Genomic DNA, 20,837 nt, shown 5'->3' on the forward strand with positions numbered 1-20,837 from the left:
TGGCCGGAGCCGGTTTCAGCTAAAAAGGTCATGCCGGACAAGCCGGTCCAGCGTACTGTGCATTCCATGGTGTTCTCGTAAAGTTGCGGGTTGATTTTGTGTCATTGTAACTGTTGACGGGGGAATTGAATAAGCGTGAAGAAGCGCGAAAATTGCCTGATGGATGCAAATTCAATAATTTTTTTGCATCAAACCGGATAGATCGCAACGTTTTACCTGCGATTTCAAGCGAAATAGGCAGTTAAATTTGACGCTAAGTCCTTGAAAAGTCTATAATCTGCGGTTCTTTCGTTTGCTCAGGAAGAGATAACAAGGCCGAGTACGTGTGAAGTGATGCGCGTAACCACCATTTTGAGCGATTTAATTATTTAGGAAGTCATCATGAAAACCTTCTCCGCTAAAGGACACGAAGTCCAGCGCGATTGGTTCGTGATTGACGCGACGGACAAAGTCCTCGGACGTGTTGCCAGCGAAGTGGCACTCCGACTGCGCGGCAAACACAAACCGGAATTTACTCCTCACGTCGACACCGGCGATTTCATCGTCGTGATCAACGCAGGCAAACTGCGCGTGACCGGTACCAAAGCAACAGAAAAAACATACTATCGCCACTCGGGTTACCCAGGCGGTATCTATGAAACCAACTTCCTGAAAATGCAACAGCGTTTTCCGGGTCGCGCGCTTGAGAAAGCGGTCAAAGGCATGTTGCCTAAAGGCCCACTCGGCTACGCGATGATCAAGAAGCTCAAAGTGTACGCTGAGGCAACTCATCCGCACGCTGCGCAGCAACCTAAAGCACTTGAACTCTAAGGAATAGACATGATCGGTAACTACAATTACGGAACCGGCCGTCGCAAGAGTGCAGTGGCTCGCGTCTTCATCAAATCGGGCTCCGGCCAGATCGTCGTCAACGGCAAGCCAGCGAATGAATATTTTTCGCGCGAAACCGGTCTGATGGTGATTCGTCAACCTCTGGAATTGACCAACAATGTCGAAACCTTCGACATCATGGTTAACGTCAATGGCGGCGGCGAATCCGGTCAAGCGGGCGCTGTGCGTCATGGCATCACCCGTGCCTTGATCGACTACGATGCAACCTTGAAATCGGAACTGTCGAAAGCCGGCTTCGTTACTCGCGATGCACGTGAAGTTGAACGTAAAAAAGTTGGTCTGCGCAAAGCTCGTCGCGCAAAGCAATTCTCCAAGCGTTAATATTCACGAAAGTGCGCGCGTTTTCAGCGCACCGAAAAGCCGCCTGGTTTGCACCTGGCGGCTTTTTTCATCTGGGCCCGGTTTATTCAAGCCCATGTGTTACATCTTTTCCTGACGTTGCCCAAGCAATGCGGCGGCATCGCCTGTTAAAATAAAACTCAGTAAAGTTTGCTAGGAAGAAACATGATCAAGGTTGGCATCGTCGGTGGTACCGGTTATACGGGTGTTGAGTTGCTGCGCATTTTGGCGACACATCCTGAAGTCGAATTGACCGCGATTACTTCGCGCAAGGAAGATGGCTTGCCGGTTGCCGATATGTTCCCGTCGTTGCGCGGCCGCGTGGATCTGGCGTTTTCATCGCCGGACAAGGCTAAATTAACTGAATGTGATGTGGTCTTTTTCGCCACGCCGCACGGCGTGGCGATGGCGCAAGCGCCGGGGTTGCTGGCGGCCGGCGTCAAGGTCATCGATCTGGCGGCCGACTTCCGTTTGCAAGACACGGCTGCGTTCGAGAAGTGGTACAAGATGCCGCACAGCTGCCCTGAGCTGCTGAAAGAAGCTGCTTACGGCCTGGTTGAACTGAACCGCGATGCGATTCGCAAGGCGCGTATCGTCGGCAATCCCGGCTGTTACCCGACGACGATGCAACTGGGCTTGGCGCCGCTGCTGAAAGCAGATGTCATCGATGCCTCACATTTGATCGCCGATTGCAAATCGGGTGTGTCGGGTGCCGGTCGCAAGGCGGAAGTGGCGACGCTGTTTTCCGAGGCTGGTGATAATTTCAAAGCGTATGGCGTATCCGGCCACAGGCATTCGCCTGAAACTGTAGAGCGCTTGCAGACTCTGACCGGAAATAAAGTCGGCTTGCTGTTTGCGCCGCATCTGGTGCCGATGATACGCGGCATGCATTCGACGATTTATGCGCGCCTGACAAAAGAGATGGACAACGCTGCCTTGCAAGCCTTGTTTGAAAATGCCTACGCCAACGAGCCTTTTGTCGATGTGATGCCTTTCGGTTCGCATCCTGAAACGCGCTCCACGCGCGCATCAAATATGTTGCGCATTGCCTTGCATCGCCCAAATGATGGCGACACGATCGTGATATTGGTCGTGCAGGATAATCTGGTAAAGGGCGCTTCCGGCCAGGCGGTGCAGTGCATGAATTTGATGTTCAATCTGCCGGAAACAACCGGTTTGTTGCACGTGCCGGTACTGCCTTAATGAAACGCGCGCAATAGCATGACGAAGGCAAAGCAGGCGCCGAAGCCGGTTTTCAAATCCTTGCAGCGCAAGCTGTGGTGGCAGCGGTGGTCTATTTCTGCGCCGCGGATGACGATCAAGAATCATCTTCCCTGGCCGTTGCGCGTGATCGTGATTGCCGTCGTGCTGGGTTTGAGTGCGGCGATTGCGATGTGGGCTTACGATTTGGGACGCAGCTTCACTGGTTTCAACAAGGGAGCAAGCGCGACGCAACTGGCCGAGATTCAGGAGCAGGTCAAGCAGGTCAGCGCCGAGCGCGATCGTTTTCAAACCACGGTCAATGCAGCGGAAAGCCAGTTGAATATAGAGCGTTCGCTGCAGGCGCAACTTACCCGACAGATCAAGACGCTGGAGTCGGAAAACATCAAGCTCAAGGATGATCTGTCCTTCTTCGAGAGCCTGTTGCCAACCAATACCGGGGCGCAAGGCATCACGATACGCCGTTTCAAGGTGGACATGGCTGAGCCGGGACAATTGCGCTATCGACTATTGTTAATGCAAGGCGGTAAACTGGTGACTGATTTCACAGGGAATTATCAGCTGATTGTGACACTGGTGCAGGAGGGCAAAAGTGCTATGATGACCCTCCCGAAACCGGACGCCGCGGATAAATTCAGGTTATCGTTCAAGCATTATCAGCGTATCGAAGGAGTGCTTGCCCTGCCGGAGGGGGCAACAGCCAAATCGGTCCAGATCAAGGTTCTTGAAAAAGGCACGATGCGTGCGCAACAGTCTACAGATTTGTAAAGGAGCGACATCATGTTTGGCCGTAAAACCAAAAGTACGATTGATAGTTTGATTGGCGCTGCGACGAATATTGCAGGTAACGTGCATTTCAAGGGCGGATTGCGCATCGATGGCTGCGTGAAGGGTGATGTGATCGCCGATGAAGATGAAACCAGCATGCTGGTCATTTCCGAGCATGCCAAGGTCGAAGGCGAGGTGCGCGTTGCGCATTTGCTCGTCAACGGCGTCATCGTCGGGCCGGTATTTTCGTCGGAACTGCTTGAATTGCAGCCGAAAGCCCGCATAACTGGCGATGTGCATTACAAGGCACTGGAGATGCACGGCGGTGCCGTCGTCTCGGGGAAATTGACGCACGATACGATGGACGAGCCGATTCTGAAGCTGGCTATGCCTGTCCTTGCCGCCAATAATACGTAAAGTTTGACTCAGGTCTATAATGAAGTACCGTTTTCCAGCAGGAGTCTGAAATGAATGCAATTGCCGAAATGCCATCCCCTATCCTCTTCAGCGACAGCGCTGCTGCGAAGGTTGCCGAACTGATCGAAGATGAAGGTAATCCGGATCTGAAATTACGCGTGTTTGTACAGGGCGGTGGTTGCTCCGGCTTCCAGTACGGTTTCACGTTTGATGAAATCGTCAACGAAGACGACACCACGATGGAAAAGAACGGCGTACAACTGTTGATCGATTCGATGAGCTACCAGTATCTGGTCGGCGCAGAAATCGATTACAAGGACGATCTGGAAGGCGCGCAATTCGTCATCAAGAATCCTAACGCCACCACAACTTGCGGTTGCGGCTCGTCTTTTTCGGCCTGATATCGGCTCTCCTTTGGACCTCAGGGTCTGAAACAAAAAAAGCGCAGAAGACTCTGCGCTTTTTTTATGTCTGTATCGCTAATGGAAACTCAGGCCGGATACAACGCACCCAGAATGCGCAAGCCGCGTGCGCCCGTTACGGACGGCAGATTGCCTGGTTCGCGCATGTAAAAGCGTTGCGCCAGCCACGCAAAGGCCAGCGCCTCCATCTGATTCGGTGCCACGCCTAGCGCAGCAGTCGACGCCAGCCGTATCGATGGATTGTGCCGCTTGAGCGCATAGTGGATCAGCGTCATCAGGTAATCGTTGTAGGCGCCGCCGCCACACACATAGACTGCCTGGGTTTGCGGGGCATGCGCCCTGATCGCATCGCTCAAGGTGGTCGCCGTGAAAACGGCCAATGTGGCCTGTACATCGGCGCTGTGTATTTGCGGGAAGCCGGCCAGTTTGTGTGCCAGCCAGGCCGGATGAAACAGGTCGCGCCCCGTGCTTTTTGGTGGCGGCATGCTGAAAAATTCCTCGTCGCGCAGTGCTTTCAACAGTTCGGCATGCACCTTGCCGGTCTTCGCCCAGTCACCATTGGTGTCATAAGGCTGGCCGTTGTGCTGCGCTATCCATGCATCCATCAAGACGTTGCCGGGGCCGGTATCGAAGCCGATCACAGGGGCATTGCGATCGTGCGACAACACACTGATATTGCAGATGCCGCCGATATTGACGAGCACGCGGTCTTCTTCGGCATCGCTAAACAGCGCGTGATGGAAGGCCGGCACCAGCGGTGCACCCTGGCCGCCGGCAGCGATATCGCGACTGCGAAAATCCGCCACTACATCGATACCCGTCCATTCGGCCAGCGAGGCCGGGTTATTGGTCTGGCGCGTGTAACCGGCTTCCGGTCTGTGTCGTATGGTTTGCCCGTGCGCGCCGATTGCCAGTACGGTTTCTGGTGCGACTTTCGCTTCGCGCAACAGTACAATTACGCATTCTGCATAGTATTCGGCCAGCTGATGGGCGGCCAGGGCTTCGCGGTGGATTTCATCCGGCCCTGCGGTTTGCAGCGCCATCAGTTCGGCGCGTAAAGAGTCCGAAAACGCAATGTAGGTAGCGGCCAGGGTTTGTTGCGGCACGCCATCGGGGGAAAATGCGGTCAGCACGCCATCAACGCCATCGAGGCTGGTGCCGGACATCAGGCCGATGAAAAGAGCGGAGCGGGAATCAGGAGTGGACATAAAAAAACCGTTCGTCAGGATAAAGTGATTTTAAGTCACTCTGCACTGAACGAACGGTTTTTTGCTGCAGTTTTACGCAGCGGGTGTGTTTTGCTTATTTCGCGGCCAGCCGGGTATTGCTGTTTTCCGGAACCAGCAACGCAAAGCGGTGCGACATATCGCCAGCGACGTTGCGGAAACGCTGCATTTGCGCCGCGGTCAAAGGCGCCGCATTCGGGATATCAACCGACATTGGATCGCGTGCTTCGTTGTTGACGCGGAATTCATAGTGCAAATGCGGGCCGGTCGACCAGCCGGTGGTGCCGACATAGCCGATTACCTGGCCCTGGCTGACTTTGGTGCCTTTGCGCATATTGGGGGCAAAGCGGCTCATGTGGGCGTAGGCGGTGGAATATTTCGACCAGTGCTTGATCACGACCACATTGCCGTAGCCGCCTTGTGTGCCGGCGAAATCGATGACGCCATCGCCGGAAGCGCGGATGGCGGTGCCAGTCGCGGCGGCGAAATCAACGCCCTTATGCGCTTTCCACTTGCCGGAAATCGGATGCTTGCGCAGCGAGAAGCCGGATGAGATACGCGAAAATTCCAGTGGCGATTTCAGGAAGGCTTTTTTCAATGATTTGCCGTCGAAGCTGTAATAGCCGCCGCTTTGCGTGTTGCCTGGTTCTTCAAACCAGACCGATTGATATGTTGCCGGGCCGTTCATGAATTCGCCCGCCAGTACGCGGCCGGCGTGTACGTACTCGCCGTTTTGCCAAAAGGTTTCATAGACCACGTTGAAGCGATCGCCACGGCGCAGATCGGAACCGAAGTCGATGTTGGTGGAAAACATGTCAACGATTTGCGATGCAATGTTGTCGGGGATTTGCGCTGCATCGGTCGCGGCAAACAGCGAGGAGCGGATGGTGCCGGAGCGCATTTCGATGCGTTTTTCCATTGCAACCGGCATTTCGGCCGCCTTGAGGCGATTGCCTTCGCGCGTGATGACGATATTCGTAAGCGCTTCGTTGCGGCCGCCGGAAACTGTACTGCTGAGCCAGTTCAATTCACCGTTGGCGTCGGTTTGCGCCTGCACGCGTTTGCCGGCTTTCAATTGCATGACGTTGCGGGCAATCGGATCTGACTTGATGAAGGCGGCTGCCTCGTTGTCATCTACACCCAGGCGGTCGAGCAAGGTTGCCAGCGTATCGCCGGGACGCACCCGTTCTTCGCTGATATAGTTTTGCGGCTTGGCTTCCAGCGCGGCGATTTGCTCGGCCAGATGCGGCAGGGCCAATTCCTGCGTAATGGATTTGATCGGCAAATTGTCTGCATCGGGTGCCATGGGCGCCACGCCTGCTGCGCCAAAAGCGCATACTGCCAGCACCAGTGCGGAGCCGGAAATGACGCGTGTCTTGCGAGAGGAGCCGAGTAAAAGACTTTTGCAACGAGAGCTTGCGCTCAGGAATTTATTTAATGTGAACATGCAATAAGTTAAAATCTGCCGCTTGTTCAGTGCTCTTGCTTTTATTGTTGATGAACGGCAAGGTTATAAGTAGCTGAAAATCGTATCGAAAAGCATTGTAACCACTTCTGCTTTTCTTACCCCTATTTCTTACAATTTTTTTCCAAAACATGGACGTTTCTTCAAGTAGCAAAGCGACACTATTGCCTCTCTCCGACGCAGTGCAGGAGGCCTTGACGGTCGCCAAACGCGGCGTTGAAGAATTGTTGATCGAGTCTGAATTCATGCAAAAACTGGCGCGCTCCGAACAAAGCGGCAAGCCTTTGCGCATCAAACTCGGCCTGGATCCTACCGCACCGGATTTGCACCTTGGACACACTGTCGTTCTGAACAAGATGCGTCAGCTGCAAGATCTGGGCCATCAGGTGATCTTTTTGATCGGTGATTTCACCTCGATGATAGGTGACCCGTCCGGGCGCAACATCACGCGTCCGCCGTTGACCAAAGAGCAGATCAGCGAGAACGCGAAGACCTATTTTGCGCAAGCCAGCCTGGTGCTGGACCCGGCGCGCACCGAGATCCGTTACAACTCCGAATGGTGCGATCCTCTGGGCGCACGCGGAATGATCGAGCTGTCGGCAAAATACACGGTGGCGCGGATACTGGAGCGCGAAGATTTCACCAAGCGTTTTCAGTCGAATACGCCGATTTCACTGCATGAATTCCTGTACCCGCTGATGCAGGGCTACGATTCGGTGGCGCTGAAGTCCGATCTGGAATTGGGCGGCACCGATCAGAAATTCAATTTGCTGGTTGGGCGCGAATTGCAAAAGAGTTACGGTCAGGAGCAGCAATGCATTTTGACCATGCCTTTGCTGGAAGGCCTGGACGGCGTCGAAAAGATGTCCAAATCCAAAGGCAATTACATTGGGATCACCGAGCCGGGCAACACGATGTTCGCCAAGCTGATGAGTATTTCCGATGTGATGATGTGGCGTTACTACGAATTGCTGTCGTTCCGTTCGCTGGCTGAGATTGCGCAGTTCAAGCAGGAAGTCGAGGGCGGCCGCAATCCGCGCGACATCAAGGTCTTGCTGGCGCAGGAAATCGTTGCGCGCTTCCACTCGGTGCAAGCGGCCGAAGATGCGCTGGCCGATTTCGTCAATCGCTCCAAGGGCGGCATTCCGGACGATATTCCCGAGCTGGCTTTGAGCGGTGCGCCGCTCGGTATTGGCCAATTGCTGAAGCAGGCAAATCTGTGTGCTTCGACCTCCGAAGCCTTGCGCATGGTCGAGCAGGGCGGCGTACGTATCGACGGTACGGTAATCAGCGACAAAGCCTTGAAAGTGGAAGCGGGCACAGTCGTGGTGCAGGTGGGCAAGCGCAAATTTGCGCGCGTCACGCTGTCCTGAATGTGCAAACCTCTTTCCTTGACCTGTTTGCGTAAAGTTGCCGCATGATTGCCTTGCTGCAGCGAGTCACGCGCGCCAGCGTTGTGGTGAACGATGTCACGGTAGGCGCCATCGATGCAGGTTTGATGGTGCTGGTTTGCGCAGAGCGCGGCGACACGCAGAAGGAAGCGGATACCTTGCTGGGCAAGTTGCTGTCGTATCGCGTGTTTGCCGACGATGCAGGCAAGATGAATCGCAGTGTGATGGATGTGACCGGCGGTTTGTTGCTGGTGCCGCAATTCACGCTGGCCGCCGATACCGGTTCCGGTACGCGCCCGTCCTTTACGCCGGCAGCTGCGCCCGCACTGGCACGCGATTTGTTTGATTATTTTGTTGCACAGGCCGCACAGCGACATGCGCAAGTTGCGACTGGAGCGTTCGGCGCCGACATGCAGGTATCATTGACCAACGATGGGCCGGTGACATTCTGGTTGCAGGTAAAACCGCCGCTTTGAAATGCCCGCATTCTGCGCAACAAGCATTGCAAAAGCATTCAACATAAATCACCAACCGAGAGTCGAGCACATGATGAAGCTATGGAGTGATTCTTTTAAAGAAGGTGCCGCGATTCCTGGTGCCTACGCATTTTGCGTGATCGATCCGGTGACGCATGTCGCCTTGTCTGCCAATAAAAATCCGCATCTGGCGTGGAGCGATGTACCTGCCGGTGCAAAATCGCTGGCCTTGATCGTGCATGATCCTGATGTGCCTTCGCGCGGCGACGATGTTAATCAGGAAGGTAAAACAGTGCCGGCCGATTTGCCGCGCGTCGATTTCTTTCACTGGGTGCTGGTCGATGTGCCGCCCGGCACATCTCATATTGCCGCCGCTTCATTCAGCGATGGCGTGACGCCGCGCGGCAAATCCGGCCCGTCTATCGCCACGTCGCCGATAGACGGTGCACAGATTAATCCACGTCAGGGCCTCAACGATTACACCGGCTGGTTTGCGCAGGATGCGCAGATGGCGGGTGACTATTTTGGTTACGACGGTCCGTGTCCGCCGTGGAACGATGCGATCGTGCATCGTTATGTATTTACCTTGTACGCACTGGATATTGCACGGGCTCCGGTTGATGGCAAGTTCACGGGTGCGCAAGTACGCGATGCGATTGCCGGGCATGTACTGGCGCAGGCCAGCATTTGCGGATGGTATGGATTGAATCCGGCTGTGTTGCCTACAACGAAATAAAACATGACTGAAATACTGTTGATTCGCCACGGCGAAACCGATTGGAATGTCGAGAAGCGCCTGCAGGGACATCACGATATCGATTTGAATCGCGAAGGCGTGCGACAGGTGGCGGCGCTTGGCCGCGCCTTGCTGAATGAGCCGCTGGATGCAATTTTTTCCAGCGACTTGAAGCGCGCGTGGGCGACGGCGCAGGGAATTGCGATTCCGCGCGGCATGGATGTGCAACTGAACAAGGGTTTGCGCGAACGCTGCTTTGGTGCTTTTGAGGGCATGCTTCATCCTGAAATCCATGCGCGCTATCCGGAAGGTTATGCGGCCTGGAAAAGGCGCGATATCGATGCGCGTTATCCGCCAGGCGAGTTTCATGCAGAAACGCTGCGTGAATTTTCAGCGCGCGCGATTGCCGCCATTACGAGTCTGGCAGAAACATCAGGGCATAAAAAAATTGCCATCGTCACGCATGGCGGCGTGCTCGATTCCGTTTATCGCCATGCAAAGAATATGGGTTACGAACATCCGCGCGATTTCGATGTGCTCAATGCCAGTATCAATCGCGTCAGCTGGGATGGGACGCATTTTCAGATACTGAAATGGGCAGACGTTGCGCATCTTGCGCATGCGGCGCTGGATGAAAGCGATAACGCAGCATAAGCAGATTGATAACAAAAATGCCGTGAAATACAACGTTTGCCTTATTTCATTGCATTTCATCTAAAACGCGCCTGACGCGCTGGCAGATGCAGATAAAATAGCGCTTTCCCCACTGTTGGCCTGCGTCGTGAACATCGGTCCTTATACTCTCCCGAACAATGTGTTTGTCGCTCCGATGGCGGGGGTGACCGATAGACCGTTTCGCCAGTTGTGCAAGCAACTGGGTGCAGGTTATGCGGTGTCCGAGATGGCCGCTTCCAATCCGCGTTTGTGGGCGACCGACAAATCCACGCGCCGGACCAATCACGATGGCGAAGTGGAGCCGAAGGCAGTGCAGATCGCTGGTGCCGATCCTGTGATGCTGGCTGAATGTGCAAAATTCAACGTCGATCGCGGTGCGCAAATCATCGACATCAATATGGGTTGTCCGGTCAAGAAAGTCTGCAACAGCTGGTGCGGTTCTGCCTTGTTGCAACACGAATCGCTGGTGGCCGAAATTCTCGAAGCGGTGGTGTCGGCAGTGGACGTTCCCGTTACGCTGAAATTTCGTACCGGCTGGGACAGGGCACACAAGAATGCGTTGAATATTGCGCGCATTGCTGAACAAAGCGGTATTGCGATGTTGACCTTGCACGGCCGCACGCGGGCCGATGGTTATAGCGGCGATGCAGAGTACGACATGATCAAGGCGGTCAAGGCGGCAGTGTCGATTCCGGTGGTGGCCAATGGTGATATCACGACGCCGGAGAAGGCCAGGTTCGTGCTGGAAACTACCGGTGCCGATGCGATCATGATCGGTCGTGCGGCGCAGGGACGGCCTTGGATCTTTCGCGAGATTGATCATTATCTGCGCACAGGTAGTTATCTGCCGGCGCCGCTGATCTCTGAAGTGCGGTCGCTGATGGATGAACATTTGCGCGCACACTATGCTTTTTACGGCGAGTATCTGGGCGTACGCACGGCGCGCAAACACATAGGCTGGTATGTACGCGAGCTGATAGGCGGGGAAACATTTCGCCAGCAGATGAACCGCCTGGAAGATTGTGAAGAGCAACTGGCGGCCGTGAATGCATTTTTTGAATTGCAACTGATGCATGGCGAACGGTTACAATATCGTCCGACTGAAGAAAAGTTGGCCGCCTGATAACCGGTCCATCATTGTCATTGATATGGTGATGGTCGGCTCCGAAAGTTTATAAAAACGATTATAAAAACGCGTATCAACAAAGCACATGAGCAAAGATAATATTCAAGACGTCGTCAAGAAAAGCCTGGAAAAATATTTCAGGGATCTGGGCGAGCAAATGCCATCGAATGTTTACGAGATGGTGGTGTTTACTGTCGAAAAACCGATACTCGAAGCGGTCATGGCGCGTGCAGAAGGTAATCAGTCGCACGCTGCCGATATGCTGGGTATCAATCGCAATACCCTGCGCAAGAAACTGCAACAGCACGACATGTTGTAAGGCGCGGGTACAAACAGTTGTAAAAGTAATTCGGAAATACGTAATTCAGAACGTCTGCTGTAATACCTTTCTTCCTGTTATTCGCGCAGGAAGTAAATAAGGCAAGGGCAGCAAGCCCGCGAAGATAGACGGCCTTGCGCCTTTCCCTTATTTAATTTAGTCCACATATCCCATCATGATCAAACAAGCTCTCATCTCCGTTTCCGACAAAACAGGCGTACTTGATTTTGCACGCGCCTTGTCCGATATGGGTGTCAATATTCTATCCACTGGCGGCACGGCAAAATTGCTGGCTGAAAACGGCATCAAGGTAACGGAAGTTGCCGACTACACCGGCTTTCCGGAGATGCTGGACGGCCGCGTCAAGACGCTGCATCCGAAAGTGCATGGCGGTATTCTGGCGCGGCGCGATTTTCCCGAGCACGTTGCCGCGTTGAGCAAACACGATATTCCTACCATCGACATGGTGGTCGTCAATCTGTATCCATTTCAGCAAACTGTTGCACGTGCAGAATGTTCGCTGGAAGATGCGATTGAAAATATCGATATCGGCGGCCCGGCGATGCTGCGCTCATCCGCCAAGAACCACAAGGATGTGATCGTCATTTGCGATCCAACCGATTACAGTCTGGTGTTGAATGAGTTGAACACCAACAACGGTGAAGCAACGTACGAAACCAAATTCACGCTGGCGAAAAAAGTGTTCGCACATACCGCGCAATACGACGGTGCGATCACCAATTATTTCACTTCGCTCGGTGCGGACAAGCAGCACGCAACGCGTAGTTCCTATCCGTCTACGCTGAATCTGCATTTTGAAAAAGTGCAGGAAATGCGCTACGGCGAAAACCCGCATCAGTCGGCAGCTTTCTATCGCGAGAGCAATCCGCAGGCAGGTGCATTGGCGAACTACACGCAATTGCAGGGCAAGGAACTGTCGTACAACAATATCGCCGATGCCGATGCAGCATGGGAATGCGTGAAGACTTTTGATGAGGCAGCTTGCGTCATCATCAAGCACGCGAATCCCTGCGGCGTGGCAGTCGGCATTACACCATTCGAGGCTTACAGCAAGGCATTGCAAACCGATCCGACCTCAGCCTTCGGCGGCATCATTGCCTTCAATCGCGAAGTTGATGGCAATGCGGCGGAAGCCGTCGCCAAGCAATTTGTCGAAGTATTGATTGCGCCATCATTTACCGAGCAGGCAAAGAAAATATTTGCGGCCAAGCAAAACGTCCGCTTGCTGGAAATTCCTCTCGGCGATGCAGTCAACAGCCACGACTTCAAACGCGTAGGCGGCGGCTTGCTGGTGCAATCGCCGGATGCGAAAAACGTTGCGCTGGCCGAATTGAAAATCGTCAGTAAAAAACAACCGACACCGCAGCAATTGCAGGACCTGATGTTTGCCTGGCGCGTTGCCAAGTTCGTCAAATCGAATGCGATCGTGTTCTGTGCCAATGGCATGACGATGGGTGTGGGCGCTGGCCAGATGAGTCGTATCGATTCGGCGCGCATCGCATCGATCAAGGCACAAAATGCAGGTTTGTCGCTGGTCGGTACTGCCGTTGCATCGGATGCCTTCTTCCCGTTCCGTGATGGTCTGGATGTCGTGGTTGAAGCAGGCGCAACTTCGGTGATACATCCGGGTGGTTCTATGCGCGATCAGGAAGTCATTGATGCAGCTGATGAACATGGCATCGTGATGATGCTGACTGGCACACGTCATTTCCGTCATTAATCAAAAAAGAGTGATGCGACCTTGGTCGCATCACTCCTCACTCTGCCCACATATCCAATATGAAAATTCTCGGCATCGATCCCGGCTTGCGTACTACCGGTTTCGGCGTGATCGAGAAGCAGGGCAACAAGCTTAGTTACATTGCCTCGGGTACCATCAAGACGCCCGATGCCGATTTGCCGCAGCGTCTGAAAACCATCCTTGTCAGTGTTGCGGAAGTGATCGCAACCTACAATCCTGATTGCGCGGCGATAGAAAAAGTCTTCGTCAACGTCAATCCCCAATCGACTCTTTTGCTCGGACAGGCACGTGGTGCTGCGATTTGCGCATTAGTGGGCGCTGACTTGTTTGTCGCCGAGTACACGGCCTTGCAGGTCAAGCAGGCAGTGGTGGGGCAGGGCAAGGCGCAAAAAGCGCAGGTGCAGGATATGGTGCAACGCTTGTTGAAACTATCCGGTTTGCCCGGCACCGATGCGGCCGATGCCTTGGGTGTGGCGATCTGTCATGCGCACAGCGGCGAGGCATTGAGCGTGCTGGGTGCGCTGGCGCCCGAGCTGGCGCGCAAGGGTTTGCGCGTGCGTGGCGGGCGACTGGTTGGCTAATGTGCTCTGCCTTATTTGTTGCGTACTGCTGTCCTGTATGATTCACCCACTTATTTGCAAGGTCATATCACGATGATAGGTCGTCTTTCCGGAAGCCTGCTTGAGAAAAATCCGCCGCAATTGCTGGTCGATTGCAATGGCGTAGGCTATGAAGTCAACGTGCCCATGAGCACCTTCTACAATCTGCCCGGCCTGGGTGAAAAAGTCGTGCTGCTGACGCATCTGACGGTGCGTGAAGATGCGCACATTCTGTTCGGTTTCGGCACTGCGGAAGAGCGCAATGTGTTCAAGCAACTGGTCAAGATCACCGGCATAGGCGCACGCACTGCCTTGTCGATTTTGTCGGGCATGTCGGTGGCGGATTTGTCGAGCGCGATCACGCTGCAGGAAGCGGGACGTCTGACCAAGATTCCAGGCATAGGCAAGAAAACCGCCGAGCGTCTGCTGCTGGAATTGAAAGGCAAACTCGGCGCCGATCTGGGTGCCGCTGGCGGTGTGATCCACAGCGATGCCACATCCGATATTCTGAATGCACTGCTGGCGCTTGGTTACTCCGACAAGGAAGCCTTGCTGGCGATGAAGCAGGTGCCGGCTGGCACCGGGGTTTCCGACGGCATCAAGCTGGCGCTGAAGGCATTGTCGAAAGCCTGAGTGCAGATGCCCTGTGATTAAATTCCACCGCCCTCACGCTACAATGCGACCATGAGTATTCAAACCGACGATTTCAGTGAACAACGCATCATTGCTGCCACGCCCGCTTCCGCCAATGAAGAGGCGATCGAGCGCGCACTGCGTCCCAAACAACTTGATGAATATGTAGGCCAGGAAAAAATTCGCGGCCAGCTGGAGATATTCATTACCGCCGCGCGGCAAAGACGCGAAGCGCTGGATCACACTTTATTGTTTGGCCCGCCGGGTTTGGGCAAGACCACGCTGGCGCACATCATCGCGCGCGAAATGGGTGTCAATCTGCGCCAGACTTCCGGCCCGGTGCTGGAACGTGCAGGCGATCTGGCGGCCTTGCTGACCAACCTCGAAGCCAATGACGTCTTGTTCATCGATGAGATACATCGCCTGTCGCCGGTGGTGGAAGAAATTCTGTATCCGGCGCTGGAGGACTATCAGATCGACATCATGATCGGTGAAGGTCCGGCGGCACGTTCAGTGCGTCTCGACCTGCAACCGTTCACGCTGGTGGGCGCAACGACGCGCGCCGGCATGCTGACGAACCCCTTGCGCGATCGTTTCGGCATCGTGGCCCGGCTGGAGTTTTATACGCCGCTGGAATTGACGAAGATCGTCACGCGTAGCTCGTCGCTGTTGAATGCACCTATCGATGAAGACGGCGCATTCGAGATTGCCAAACGCAGTCGCGGGACGCCGCGTATTGCCAATCGCCTGCTGCGTCGTGTACGTGATTACGCCGAAGTCAAAGGCAATGGAAAAATTACCAAGGCAATGGCCGACGCCGCTTTGGTGATGCTGGATGTCGATCCGGTCGGCTTCGATCTGATGGATAGAAAACTGCTGGAAGCAGTGCTGTTCAAATTCAATGGCGGCCCGGTCGGCCTCGACAATCTGGCCGCTGCCATAGGCGAAGAGCGCGACACCATCGAAGATGTGCTGGAGCCGTATCTGATCCAGCAGGGTTTCTTGCAACGTACACCGCGCGGTCGTATTGCAACGCCGGTGGCGTACGCACACTTTGGCGTCACGGCACCGCAAACCGGCCCTAACGGCGAGTTGTGGGGCGGGCAGTAAGCCTCGCATAACAGCTCATTCCATCTGAAAGAGTTCCATGCAAATCTGGGTTGATGCCGACGCCTGTCCCAGTGTGATCAAGGACGTGCTTTTTCGCGTTGCCGACCGGCTGGAAGTGCAGGTCACGCTGGTGGCGAATAAATTATTGCGCACGCCGCCCTCACGCTTTATCAAGGCAATTCAGGTGCCGGCCGGCTTCGATGTGGCCGATAATGAAATCGTGCGCCTGGTGCAGGAAGGCGATCTGGTCATTACCGGCGATATCCCGCTGGCTGCCGATGTGCTGGAAAAAGGCGGGCTGCCACTGAATCCGCGCGGCGAGTTTTATACCAAGGACACGATTCAGCAACAACTGACAATGCGTACTTTTATGGATGAATTACGCAGCAGTGGTGTCGATACTGGTGGCCCGGCTGCATTCAGCCAGAGTGACACGCGTAATTTTGCCAACCAGCTGGATCGTTTTTTGACCCGACTAGGAAAGTAATTCCTGTCGACTGGTCGAAATGGCAACATATTGCCGCCGGTATTGTTCAATGCCAGGCGCTTCCGGCAATCCCATTTTTTTATACTTGCAGATAGCTTGCAGCTTTGCAGGATATGAACCTTATGTAAGAATGTTGCGTCGAAGGCAATTCGTTTGCTTCATTCATTTCTCTGCGCGAGCCACCCATGTTGATGTCTACCCAAGCCAACCGCTACGCGCACCAGTTACTGGCCGCCCGAGCGGGTTCGCAGCAAATTCCCTGTATCAGCAAGGAAACCTCCTTGTCGATTGCCGACGGTTACGATATTGCCAAGTGCATCGTCGATATTCGCATCGCACAGGGCGAAACGCCGGTCGGCCGCAAGATCGGTTTTACCAATCGCAAGATCTGGCCCAAGTACGGCGAACGCGAACCCATCAAGGCGCCGATCTGGGCGCATATCTATGACGATACCGTGCGTTATGCCGATAATAATCAGGGCGTGCAAAGTCTGGCAGGTGCAGTGCAGCCGCGCATCGAGCCGGAGATCGTGTTCAAGCTGGGCCGCGCGCCGAAGAAGAATGCGACGCTGGACGATATCGCCGATTGCATAGAATGGATGGCGCATGGCTTTGAGCTGGTTGCCTGTCCGTTTCCCGAGTGGAAATTTGAAGCGGCCGATGCGGTTGCCGCTTTCGGTTTTCACGGCAGTTTGATCGTCGGCGAACCGCACATGCTGTCAGCGGCAACGCGGCGCAACCTGGCGGACATCCTGACCGCAGCCAGCGTTTCCCTGTCGTACAGCGAAGGTGCCGAGTTCACTTTGCATAGCGCGGGCTACGGCAGCAATGTACTGGATAGCCCGCTGCATGCGCTGTTGAACCTGCATGAAACCTTGAAAGAGCAACCGCAGTTTGCACCGTTGGCTGCAGGCGAAATCATCGCCACCGGTACACTGACGGATGCGTATCCGGTCAAGCCGGGACAAACCTGGTCGACGGCTTTTTCCGGCCTTGCCTTGCCTGGCATGACGCTCTCGTTTGTGTAGTGCATGAGGGTGGGAGCTTGAGATAGCGTTCATCATTCAGCACATCAAGAAATAAAAAACGCCTGACTTCATCAAGGAAGTCAGGCGTTTTTCTTTGCCGGTTAAATTGGCCGGCAAGGTGCAGCTTTGCGTTACAGATTGCGCATTACAGCTTGGCAAATTGCTCGCGCAGTTTTTCCAGCGTGGCAGAGAAGTTGGCAACGCGTTCCTTCTCTTGCGCCACCACTTGCGCCGGTGCGCGGGCAACGAAACTTTCATTGCCGAGCTTGGCATTGGCCTTGTTGATTTCGCCATCCAGACGCGCAATTTCCTTGCTCAGACGTTCGCGTTCGGCGGCCACATCGATTTCCACTTTCAGCATCAGCTTGGCCGCGCCGACGATGGACACCGGTGCCGGCGATTCCGGCAACTGCTCGGCAACATTGACTTCCGACAGTTTCGCCAAGGCCTGCAGATACGGTGCGAACGATTGCAGACGCGCTGCCTGTTCGGTATCGCCGGCTTCCATGATCAGCGGCACGCGCAAGGCCGGCGACAACTGCATTTCGCCGCGCAGATTGCGGCATGCATCGGTCATGGATTTCAATTCCGCCATCCAGCTTTCCGCCTGTTCATCCAGCTTGCCGGCTTGTGCTTCCGGATACGGCTGCATCATGATGGAGTCGCCAAGCGGGTTCATCTTGTGACCGGCCAGCGGGGCCACGGTTTGCCACAGCTGTTCGGTGATGAATGGAATGACAGGATGCGCCAGACGCAAAATGGTTTCCAAAACCCGCAGCAGAGTGCGACGCGTTGCGCGTTGTTGCGCTTCGGTGCCGGTCTGGATTTGCACCTTCGCAACTTCCAGATACCAGTCGCAATATTCATCCCAGATGAATTGATACAAGGATGACGCGATATTGTCGAAGCGATAGTCGGCGAAACCTTTTGCAATATCCGCTTCGGTGCGTTGCAGCTTGGAGACGATCCAGCGATCGGCCTGCGAGAAATCGGTATAGCCGTCGGGCGCGCAATCGCCGGGTGCGCATGGCCCCGGTTTGTCGAAGCCGCAATCCTGACCTTCGCAATTCATCAGCACGAAGCGGGTTGCATTCCACAGCTTGTTGCAGAAATTGCGATAGCCTTCGCAGCGATGCAAATCGAAATTGATGTTGCGACCCAGAGAGGCATAGCTGGCCATCGTGAAGCGCAATGCGTCGGTACCGTAGGCGGCGATGCCGGCCGGGAACTCCTTGCGCGTGGCTTTTTCGATACTCGCAGCCTGCTTAGGATTCATCAGGCCGACCGTGCGTTTGGCGACCAGATCTTCGACGCTGATGCCGTCGATCAGATCGATAGGATCGAGCGTATTGCCTTTCGACTTGGACATTTTCTGTCCGCTGCTGTCGCGGATCAGGCCATGCACATACACGGTGTTGAATGGCACCTTGCCGGTGAAGTGCGTGGTCATCATGACCATGCGCGCGACCCAGAAGAAAATGATGTCGAAGCCGGTGACGAGTACCGACGAGGGCAGGAAGTTTTTGAAGTCCGGTGTTTCTTCCGGCCAGCCCAGTGTGGAAAACGGCACCAGCGCGGAAGAGAACCAGGTATCGAGCACGTCTTCGTCGCGTGTCAGCGGGCCGTTATAGCCTTGCGCTGCAGCCTTGGTTTTTGCTTCTTCTTCATTGCGTGCGACGTAGACTTTTCCTTCGCTGTCGTACCAGGCCGGGATCTGATGGCCCCACCACAATTGACGCGAAATACACCAGTCCTGAATATTGTTGAGCCACTGGTTGTAGGTATTGGCCCAGTTTTCCGGCAGCAGTTTTACTTCGCCGTTCGCGACTTTTTCCAGTGCGACTTCGGTAATCGATTTGCCCGGGAAGTGCGTGCCTTCCGGTGCGGGTTTGCTCATTGCGACAAACCATTGATCGGTCAGCATCGGTTCGATCACGGCATTCGTGCGATCGCCGCGCGGCACCATCAGTTTGTGCGGCTTGACCAGTTCCAGCAAACCTTGTGCATCGAGGTCGGCGACGATCTGTTTGCGCGCGACGTACCTGTCCATGCCTTGATACGCGGCAGGTGCGTTTTCATTGATCTTGGCATCCAGCGTCAGGACGCCGATCTTGTCGAGGTTGTGACGCTGGCCGACGGCGTAATCGTTGAAGTCATGCGCCGGCGTGATCTTCACGCAGCCGGTGCCGAATTCCTTGTCGACGTAATCGTCGGCAATGATGGGAATGGCGCGATCGCACAGCGGCAAGGTCAGCAGCTTGCCGACCAGGTGAATGTAGCGTTCGTCGTCAGGATCGACGGCAACTGCGACGTCACCCAGCATGGTTTCAGGACGTGTGGTGGCGACGACGATGAAGTTGCGCTCTTCCCATTCGGTCGCATTGCCGGCTTCGTCGTATGCAATCGGGAATTTGTATGTGGAGCCGTCTGCCAATGGATAGCGGATATTCCACATATGGCCGTCTTCTTCTTCCGAGACGACTTCCAGATCCGAGACGGCAGTGCCGAGCACCGGGTCCCAGTTGACCAGGCGCTTGCCGCGATAGATCAGGCCTTGTTCGACCAGGCGCACGAATACTTCGGTGACGACTTTCGAGCGCGGTTCATCCATCGTGAAGTATTCACGACTCCAGTCTGGTGATGTGCCGAGGCGGCGCATCTGGCCGGTGATGGTGGAGCCGGATTTTTCTTTCCATTCCCAGACTTTTTCGATGAATTTTTCGCGGCCCAGATCGTGACGCGTGATTTTTTGCGCATCGAGCTGACGTTCCACCACGATTTGCGTGGCGATACCGGCGTGATCTGTGCCGGGTATCCATGCCGTGTTGAAGTTGCGCATGCGGTGGTAACGCGTCAAACCGTCCATGATGGTCTGGTTGAAGCCGTGTCCCAGATGCAGGGTACCGGTTACGTTAGGCGGCGGTAACTGAATGCTGAAGGATGGTTTGTCGGCATCGGTAGTGGCGGTGTAATATCCGCGCTTTTCCCATTCTGTGCGCCAGAACGCTTCTATATCGGCAGGATCGAAAGACTTGGCTAATTCCATGATTTTGAAAAAATTGAATCGAATCGAGCATTATAAGTGACGATGCGCCATGCATCGCCCGGGATGCAGGTAAATGGTAGAATTCTGGTCTCCGCTGATGGATACAAGCCTTAACTTTTATGCAAGAGAAGGCTGATCCTGCAGGATGAAATTATTTTTGCTCCGATTTGTTTCAAGTCAGGCGAGCACATCACCCCATTGAAAATAGTGAAGCGATGATGGAAATCGAACTAAACGGAGCTGCGCACCAGTTGCCAGCGAATCAGAACGTGGAAGAGCTGATTGCCGGCTTGTCGTTGGCCGGCAAGGCCGTGGCGGTGGCGATCAATCGTGAAATCGTGCCGCGTAGCGCCTGGGCACAGCGACAGTTGCAGGCAGCCGATCGTGTTGACGTTGTGCGCGCCATCGGTGGCGGCTGATTCATTGTCGCGCCCCGTGTTTTAATCCGGGCTGAATTGAATGTGAGGAATGAACAGTTTCCTCGATGTTTAAGATTGTTTACTTTAATTTGAATGCGGTTTGCGTCATTCTGCACGACGCCTGACCGCCTCGGCATCCCGATATCAGAAATCCCCATGACCACATCAACATTCACTGACGCACCATTCGTCATCGCCGGCACCACCTATCGCTCGCGCCTGCTGGTCGGCAGCGGCAAATACAAAGATTTGACGGAAACACGCGCAGCCAGCCTGGCCAG

At 54.7% G+C, this 20,837-nt stretch carries 22 protein-coding genes and 2 pseudogenes; 20 read left to right on the plus strand and 4 right to left on the minus strand.

The annotated features are described in order from the left end of the window. Window positions 1-68: pseudogene (locus ABWP27_RS06830) on the minus strand (OsmC family protein); the annotation flags it as partial. A gap of 313 nt (window positions 69-381) precedes the next feature. Between ABWP27_RS06830 and rplM the strand changes: the two are divergent. From rplM to erpA, 6 genes are all read left to right on the plus strand, one after another. Further along, window positions 382-810 (plus strand): 50S ribosomal protein L13, encoded by a 429-nt coding sequence (gene rplM / locus ABWP27_RS06835; RefSeq protein WP_012078159.1) that lies wholly within the window; start codon window positions 382-384, stop codon window positions 808-810. Between the two features lie 9 nt (window positions 811-819). Then, the gene (gene rpsI / locus ABWP27_RS06840) at window positions 820-1,212 is read left to right on the plus strand and encodes a 30S ribosomal protein S9 (protein WP_012078160.1); all 393 of its coding nucleotides are present in this window, start codon (window positions 820-822) and stop codon (window positions 1,210-1,212) included. Window positions 1,213-1,395: 183 nt separating this feature from the next. Continuing rightward, window positions 1,396-2,433, plus strand: a complete 1,038-nt coding sequence (gene argC, locus ABWP27_RS06845; RefSeq protein ID WP_353155096.1) for an N-acetyl-gamma-glutamyl-phosphate reductase — start codon at window positions 1,396-1,398, stop codon at window positions 2,431-2,433. Window positions 2,434-2,451: 18 nt separating this feature from the next. Continuing rightward, a complete protein-coding gene (locus ABWP27_RS06850) occupies window positions 2,452-3,219 on the plus strand; it encodes a DUF6776 family protein (RefSeq protein WP_353155098.1) in 768 nt (255 codons plus the stop codon). A gap of 12 nt (window positions 3,220-3,231) precedes the next feature. Further along, entirely contained in the window at window positions 3,232-3,636 is a 405-nt protein-coding gene (locus ABWP27_RS06855; RefSeq protein ID WP_353155100.1) for a bactofilin family protein, read from the plus strand. Between the two features lie 50 nt (window positions 3,637-3,686). Continuing rightward, a complete protein-coding gene (gene erpA, locus ABWP27_RS06860) occupies window positions 3,687-4,037 on the plus strand; it encodes an iron-sulfur cluster insertion protein ErpA (protein WP_112992766.1) in 351 nt (116 codons plus the stop codon). An 89-nt stretch (window positions 4,038-4,126) separates the two neighbouring features. On the opposite strand, the gene ABWP27_RS06865 is transcribed toward erpA, so the two are convergent. Next, complete coding sequence (locus tag ABWP27_RS06865; protein WP_353155101.1) at window positions 4,127-5,266, minus strand: anhydro-N-acetylmuramic acid kinase; 1,140 nt, start codon at window positions 5,264-5,266, stop codon at window positions 4,127-4,129. 94 nt (window positions 5,267-5,360) lie between these two features. Then, window positions 5,361-6,731 carry a M23 family metallopeptidase gene (locus tag ABWP27_RS06870; protein ID WP_353155103.1) on the minus strand — a complete coding sequence of 457 codons (1,371 nt, stop codon included), beginning with the start codon at window positions 6,729-6,731 and terminating at the stop codon, window positions 5,361-5,363. 149 nt (window positions 6,732-6,880) lie between these two features. On the opposite strand from ABWP27_RS06870, the gene tyrS reads away from it, so the two are divergent. The 12 genes from tyrS to ABWP27_RS06930 all read left to right on the plus strand — a co-directional run bounded on the left by tyrS (window position 6,881) and on the right by ABWP27_RS06930 (window position 17,091). Next, window positions 6,881-8,122, plus strand: coding sequence for a tyrosine--tRNA ligase (gene tyrS, locus ABWP27_RS06875; RefSeq protein ID WP_353155104.1), 1,242 nt, complete (start codon window positions 6,881-6,883; stop codon window positions 8,120-8,122). Window positions 8,123-8,166: 44 nt separating this feature from the next. After that, entirely contained in the window at window positions 8,167-8,616 is a 450-nt protein-coding gene (gene dtd / locus ABWP27_RS06880; RefSeq protein WP_353155106.1) for a D-aminoacyl-tRNA deacylase, read from the plus strand. A gap of 73 nt (window positions 8,617-8,689) precedes the next feature. Further along, window positions 8,690-9,352, plus strand: coding sequence for a YbhB/YbcL family Raf kinase inhibitor-like protein (locus tag ABWP27_RS06885; protein WP_353155122.1), 663 nt, complete (start codon window positions 8,690-8,692; stop codon window positions 9,350-9,352). Window positions 9,353-9,355: 3 nt separating this feature from the next. Then, a complete protein-coding gene (locus ABWP27_RS06890) occupies window positions 9,356-10,006 on the plus strand; it encodes a histidine phosphatase family protein (protein WP_353155107.1) in 651 nt (216 codons plus the stop codon). 127 nt (window positions 10,007-10,133) lie between these two features. Beyond that, window positions 10,134-11,150, plus strand: a complete 1,017-nt coding sequence (gene dusB / locus ABWP27_RS06895) for a tRNA dihydrouridine synthase DusB (protein WP_353155109.1) — start codon at window positions 10,134-10,136, stop codon at window positions 11,148-11,150. Window positions 11,151-11,238: 88 nt separating this feature from the next. After that, a complete protein-coding gene (locus ABWP27_RS06900; protein WP_353155111.1) occupies window positions 11,239-11,472 on the plus strand; it encodes a helix-turn-helix domain-containing protein in 234 nt (77 codons plus the stop codon). Window positions 11,473-11,647: 175 nt separating this feature from the next. After that, window positions 11,648-13,213, plus strand: a complete 1,566-nt coding sequence (purH, locus tag ABWP27_RS06905; RefSeq protein WP_353155112.1) for a bifunctional phosphoribosylaminoimidazolecarboxamide formyltransferase/IMP cyclohydrolase — start codon at window positions 11,648-11,650, stop codon at window positions 13,211-13,213. A gap of 59 nt (window positions 13,214-13,272) precedes the next feature. Next, a complete protein-coding gene (gene ruvC, locus ABWP27_RS06910; RefSeq protein WP_353155113.1) occupies window positions 13,273-13,815 on the plus strand; it encodes a crossover junction endodeoxyribonuclease RuvC in 543 nt (180 codons plus the stop codon). Between the two features lie 72 nt (window positions 13,816-13,887). Then, entirely contained in the window at window positions 13,888-14,466 is a 579-nt protein-coding gene (gene ruvA, locus ABWP27_RS06915) for a Holliday junction branch migration protein RuvA (protein ID WP_353155115.1), read from the plus strand. A 51-nt stretch (window positions 14,467-14,517) separates the two neighbouring features. Then, a complete protein-coding gene (gene ruvB / locus ABWP27_RS06920; RefSeq protein ID WP_353155116.1) occupies window positions 14,518-15,576 on the plus strand; it encodes a Holliday junction branch migration DNA helicase RuvB in 1,059 nt (352 codons plus the stop codon). Between the two features lie 37 nt (window positions 15,577-15,613). Then, window positions 15,614-16,063: a YaiI/YqxD family protein gene (locus ABWP27_RS06925; RefSeq protein ID WP_353155118.1), complete on the plus strand. Its 450-nt coding sequence runs from the start codon at window positions 15,614-15,616 to the stop codon at window positions 16,061-16,063. 185 nt (window positions 16,064-16,248) lie between these two features. Beyond that, the gene (locus tag ABWP27_RS06930) at window positions 16,249-17,091 is read left to right on the plus strand and encodes a 2-keto-4-pentenoate hydratase (RefSeq protein ID WP_353155119.1); all 843 of its coding nucleotides are present in this window, start codon (window positions 16,249-16,251) and stop codon (window positions 17,089-17,091) included. Window positions 17,092-17,236: 145 nt separating this feature from the next. Here ABWP27_RS06930 and ABWP27_RS06935 read toward each other — a convergent pair whose 3' ends face one another. Continuing rightward, a complete protein-coding gene (locus ABWP27_RS06935; protein WP_353155120.1) occupies window positions 17,237-20,137 on the minus strand; it encodes a valine--tRNA ligase in 2,901 nt (966 codons plus the stop codon). A 218-nt stretch (window positions 20,138-20,355) separates the two neighbouring features. Here ABWP27_RS06935 and thiS point away from each other — a divergent pair, with 218 nt between their 5' ends. Next, complete coding sequence (gene thiS, locus ABWP27_RS06940; RefSeq protein WP_083781032.1) at window positions 20,356-20,556, plus strand: sulfur carrier protein ThiS; 201 nt, start codon at window positions 20,356-20,358, stop codon at window positions 20,554-20,556. Between the two features lie 156 nt (window positions 20,557-20,712). Beyond that, window positions 20,713-20,837, plus strand: a pseudogene (locus ABWP27_RS06945) (thiazole synthase); the annotation flags it as partial.

It is taken from the genome of Herminiimonas fonticola (assembly GCF_040395855.1).
Lineage (GTDB): Bacteria > Pseudomonadota > Gammaproteobacteria > Burkholderiales > Burkholderiaceae_D > Oxalicibacterium > Oxalicibacterium fonticola_A.